At 72.2% G+C, this 4,772-nt stretch carries 4 protein-coding genes; all 4 read right to left on the bottom strand.

The window, feature by feature from the left end:
* Positions 1 to 1,056 (bottom strand): DHH family phosphoesterase (locus tag NBZ83_RS30130; RefSeq protein WP_261576313.1); only part of this gene is annotated, 1,056 nt, incomplete at its 3' end.
* Between the two features lie 73 nt (positions 1,057 to 1,129).
* Positions 1,130 to 1,708: a 30S ribosome-binding factor RbfA gene (gene rbfA / locus NBZ83_RS30125; protein ID WP_261566976.1), complete on the bottom strand. Its 579-nt coding sequence runs from the start codon at positions 1,706 to 1,708 to the stop codon at positions 1,130 to 1,132.
* Positions 1,709 to 1,863: 155 nt separating this feature from the next.
* The gene (locus NBZ83_RS30120; RefSeq protein WP_261576312.1) at positions 1,864 to 2,196 is read right to left on the bottom strand and encodes a DUF503 domain-containing protein; all 333 of its coding nucleotides are present in this window, start codon (positions 2,194 to 2,196) and stop codon (positions 1,864 to 1,866) included.
* A gap of 86 nt (positions 2,197 to 2,282) precedes the next feature.
* The coding region (infB, locus tag NBZ83_RS30115) for a translation initiation factor IF-2 (protein ID WP_261576311.1) at positions 2,283 to 4,772 on the bottom strand (2,490 nt) is incomplete at its 5' end.

Below are 4,772 nucleotides of genomic sequence, written 5' to 3'. Positions count from 1 at the left end.
GGTACGCCCGGCGGCGGCGTCGGGCCCGGTCAGGGCGCCGCCCACGGGGTCGGGCAGCCGCGGCGCCCGAACCAGCGCCGCCCGCACCGCCTCCATGAGCTCCGCCAGCTCCGCGCTCGTCACGAAGCCGGCGGCCAGGCGGTGGCCGCCGCCACCGAGGCCGGCGCACAGCGCACCGACGTCGACGCTCCCCCTGGACCGCACGGAGACCTTCCAGACATCGCCCTCCTGCTTGCAGATCAGGGCGATCTCGGCCTCCGACGCCGTGCGCAAGGTGTCGATGAAGCCCTCGATCTCGTCGTAGTCAAGGCCCGCGTTGCGCAGGTCGGCCTGGGTGCACCAGGTCCAGGCCAGGTCGTGCTCGGGTTCCAGGCGGGCACGACCCAGCACCTCGCCGAGCAGCTTCAGGTAGCCGAACCGGTGGGTGTCCCACAGCGCACGGCTGATCAGATCGTGCCGGATGCCGGTGGCCAGCAGGCGCGCGGCAAGGCGGTGCACCGCAGGCGTCGTCGCCGCGAACCGGAACGAGCCGGTGTCCGTGACCAGGCCGGTGTAGATCGCCGCAGCCAGGTCCGCGTCCAGCTCCACGCCCAGCGCGTCGATCAGGTCGACAACCATCGCGCTGGTCGAGGCGGCCTCGCTGTCGACGAGGTTCAGGTCGCCGAAACGGGTGTTGGAGGCATGGTGATCGACGACGATCACCATGCTGCCGCCGGTGATCCGGACGAGCCGGCCGAGCCGGGACCGGCTGGCCGTGTCCAGACAGACCACGAGACCCGGCCGGGTTGTGATCGTCACCGGGTCGACGAGCAGCTCCTGGCCGGCGAGGAAGTGCAGCGTCCGGGGGACGGCGAAGGGCTCGGCGTCGAACGACACCCGCGGTCGGCCCCCGAGAGTCCGCAGCGCCAGCGCAAGGGCCAGGGCTGAACCGAGGCTGTCCCCGTCCGGATTGACGTGGGCGACGAGCAGGATGTCGTCGCCGGCGTCGACGGCTGCCGTAAGTGCGGCCACCACGGCCGCCCGATCGCCCGCCACGAGATCGCTCACGTCGCTCATCGCCCGTCCCATCGCCGTGTCCGCGGCCCACCGGCATGCCGGTGGCTCGCACCCTTGGAGCGGCCCACCACTGTCAGCGTCCGGTGGTCGGATCGCCGTCGGGTGAGGCCGGATACACCCGGCGTCCGCCGACCGCGCCGGCATCCCACGCACCGGAGTCTCGGCCGGAGGTGTCAACCGCATCGATCCCGTCGATCCCGTCGCCAAGGTCCTCGTCCAGGTCTTCCTCGACGGTTCGTGGACGGCGATAGGGATCTTCGTCGCCCGCGGGGCGGGCGTCGCGGCGGACCTCGGCGAGCTTGGCATCCCGCTCCCGGGCAACGCTGATCAGCGCCTCCAGGTGCTTGGCGTCGTCGGGCAGCCGGTCGTGGATGAAGGTGAGGGTCGGTGTGACCTTCACGCCGGTGGCACGGCCGACCTGGCTGCGCAGCAGCCCACGGGCGGACTCGAGCGCCTCGGCCGACGCGCGGCGCTCGGCCTCGTCGCCGTACACGGTGTAGAACACGGTCGCGTCGACCAGATCTGGTGTCACCCGCACGTCGGTGACCGTCACCATGCCAAGGCGGGGATCCTTCACGCCGCGTTCCAGCGCGGACGCGACCACCTCACGAATACGCACGGCCAGCTTCCGTGCCCGGGCCGGATCAGCCACCGTAGACCTCCTCGCTCCGTGTTACCTCGGCGTCGTTGCCGCCGCGATCGCCCCCGCCCGCAGACGCCACGGCCATCGACCGCGCGGCTCCCCGCCGCCTGCGGGCTGCCCGATCACCGCGACGCCGGCGGACTGGCCACCCCGCGGCGATCGGCTCAGTCGGTACTGTCGGCGGGCTGGCGGAACTGCCCGTCGGCGTCGTCCTCGGCCAGGCATCGCTCGCGCGCGGCGAGAATCTCGACCTCGGGTCGTCCCGCCACCAGCTGCTCACAGGCGCGCAGAACCTCGACGCAGTGCGTACGGTCGGCGGCCACGACCGCCATCCCGATCTCGGCTCGGCGATGCAGGTCGAGATGCCCCGTCTCGGCAACGCTGAGCGCGAAGCGTCGGCGCAGTTCGGCCACGATCGGCCGGACCACCGAACGCTTCTCCTTCAGCGAATGCACGTCCCCGAGCAGCAGGTCAAGACTGAGAGTTCCGATCCACATGATCGCTACCCGCGTTGCGGCACGAGCGGTGGGTGCCGGCCGGACGCGCATGCGCCCGACCGGCCGGCACCCACCAGCGGCGTGCCTCAGGCGCGGGGAACCTCCCGCTGTTCGAAGGTCTCGATGACGTCGTCGACCTTGATGTCGTTGAACGACCCGAGACCGATACCACACTCGTAGCCCTCACGGACCTCGGTGGCGTCGTCCTTGAACCGCTTGAGGGACTCGACCGTGAGGTTGTCCGCCACGACCACACCATCGCGGATGAGTCGGGCCTTGGTGTTGCGGCGGATGATGCCGGAGCGGACCAGCGAACCCGCGACATTTCCGATCCGCGGCACCCGGAAGACCTCTCGCACCTCGGCGGTACCGAGCTGCGCCTCCTCGTAGACCGGCTTGAGCATGCCCTTGAGGGCATTCTCAATGTCCTCGATGGCCTGGTAGATCACCGAGTAGTACCGGACCTCGACGCCCTCGCGGTCGGCCAGCTCCGTCGCCTTGCCCTGCGGGCGGACGTTGAAGCCGATGATGACCGCGTCCGACGCCGACGCCAGCATGACGTTGGTCTCGGTGATCGCGCCGACCCCGCGGTCGATGATCCGCAAACCGACCTCGTCGCCGACATCGATCTTGAGCAGGGCGTCCTCGAGAGCCTCGACCGAACCGGAGACGTCGCCCTTGAGGATGAGGTTGAGCTGGGTCTTCTCGCCTTCCTTCATCCGCTCGAGGATGGTCTCCAGCGTCGGACGGCCACGGCTGAGGGCGAGCTCGGCGTTGCGCTCGCGGGCCTGCCTGCGCTCGGCGATCTGGCGGGCCACCCGGTCCTCGGGGACCACCAGGAAGTTGTCACCCGCGTCGGGGACGCTGGTGAAACCAAGCACCTGCACCGGACGGGCCGGGCCCGCCTCGGTCACCTGGTCGCCGTGCTCGTCGAGCATCGCGCGGACCCGGCCGAACGCCTCACCGGCGACCACCGAGTCGCCGACCCGCAGCGTGCCGCGCTGAACCAGCACCGTCGCCACAGGGCCACGGCCGCGGTCGAGCCGGCCTTCGATCGCGACGCCCTGGGCCTCGGTGCCCGTCGGGGCCCGCAGGTCCAGCGACGCGTCGGCCGTCAGGATGATGGCCTCGAGCAGCCCGTCGATGTTCGTCCGGTTGCGGGCGGAGACATCGACGAACATCGTCTCGCCGCCGTACTCCTCGGCGAGCAGGCCGTACTCGGTGAGCTGACCCCGCACCTTCGCCGGGTCGGCGCCCTCCTTGTCGACCTTGTTGACGGCCACGACGACCGGCACCCCGGCTGCCTGGGCGTGGTTGAGCGCCTCGATGGTCTGAGGCTTCACCCCGTCGTCGGCCGCGACCACGAGGACCACGATGTCGGTGACCTGCGCACCGCGGGCACGCATGGCGGTGAACGTCTCGTGACCCGGGGTGTCGATGAAGGTGATCGGCCGCTCGTCGCCGTCGACCGTGGACCGCACCTGGTAGGCACCGATGTGCTGGGTGATGCCGCCGGCCTCGCCGCCGACCACGTCGGTGGAGCGGATGGCGTCGAGAAGCTTCGTCTTACCGTGGTCGACGTGGCCCATGACGGTCACGACCGGCGGCCGGATGCTGAGCTCGACGTCGTCGCCGTACTCGCCACCGAAGGAGAGGTCGAAGCTTTCCAGCAGCTCCTTGTCCTCGTCCTCCGGGCTGACGATTTGCACTTCGTAACCGAGTGTCACACCGAGCAGCTGCAGCGTCTCGTCGGTGCAGGACTGCGTCGCGGTCACCATCTCACCGAGCTGGGTGAAGACGACCTGAACCAGCGCGCCCGGGTTCGCGTCGATCTTGTCCGCGAAGTCGGCCAGCGAGGCGCCTCGCGGTAGACGAATGGCCTGCCCGTTGCCACGGGGGACCATCGCGCCCATCCGCGGCGCCTCCAGGCCGCTCTCCCACTCCTGCCGCTTCGCCCGCTTGGACTTGCGCTGACGGCCGGGACGACCGCGGCCACCCGGGCCGAACGCGCCCGCTGTGGTTCCGCCACGTCCGCGACCACCCGCCGCGGGACGGCCGCCGCCACCACCGGGACGACCCGGCGCGCCAGCACCGGCACCGCCGCCACCGCCACCAGGACGGCCGGGAGCACCGCCGCGACCGGCGAAACCGCCGGGACGCGGGCCGCCGCCACCGCCGCCGGGACGACCGGGAGCACCGCCGCCACCGCCGCCGCCGCCGGGACGACCCGGCGCGCCGCCCGCGGGACGGGGCTGGAACATGTTCGCGTTGGGCCGCGGCCCGCCGCTACCGCCCGGCCGCGGCGGCATCCCGCCAGAGCCAGAACCAGGGCGCGAGCCCGGGCGTGGCGGCATCCCGCCCGCCGAGGGCCGAGGACCGCCGGCGCCGGGGGCACCGGGACGTGGGCCACCCGGGCGGGGACCCGGGCGGGGCGCACCCGGTCGCGACGGGGACGCCGGGCCAGAGCCGGACTGGCCGGCCGACTGGCGAGGCCCGGCGGACGGCGTCGTGTACGGGTTGTTGCCGGGCGCGGACGGCCGGGGGCCGGGGCGCGGACCGGGGCGCGGGCCACCGGC

The organism is Frankia gtarii (genome assembly GCF_025403375.1).
Taxonomy (GTDB): domain Bacteria; phylum Actinomycetota; class Actinomycetes; order Frankiales; family Frankiaceae; genus Frankia; species Frankia gtarii.
Note: the sequence above shows the minus strand (reverse complement) of the source record. Positions and strands in the feature narration are given on the sequence as shown.

What these genes read in the sequence shown, in the direction of transcription:
- NBZ83_RS30120 (WP_261576312.1), bottom strand. Translation starts at nt 2,196, where the DNA reads ATGTGGATCGGAACTCTCAGTCTTGACCTGCTGCTCGGGGACGTGCAT.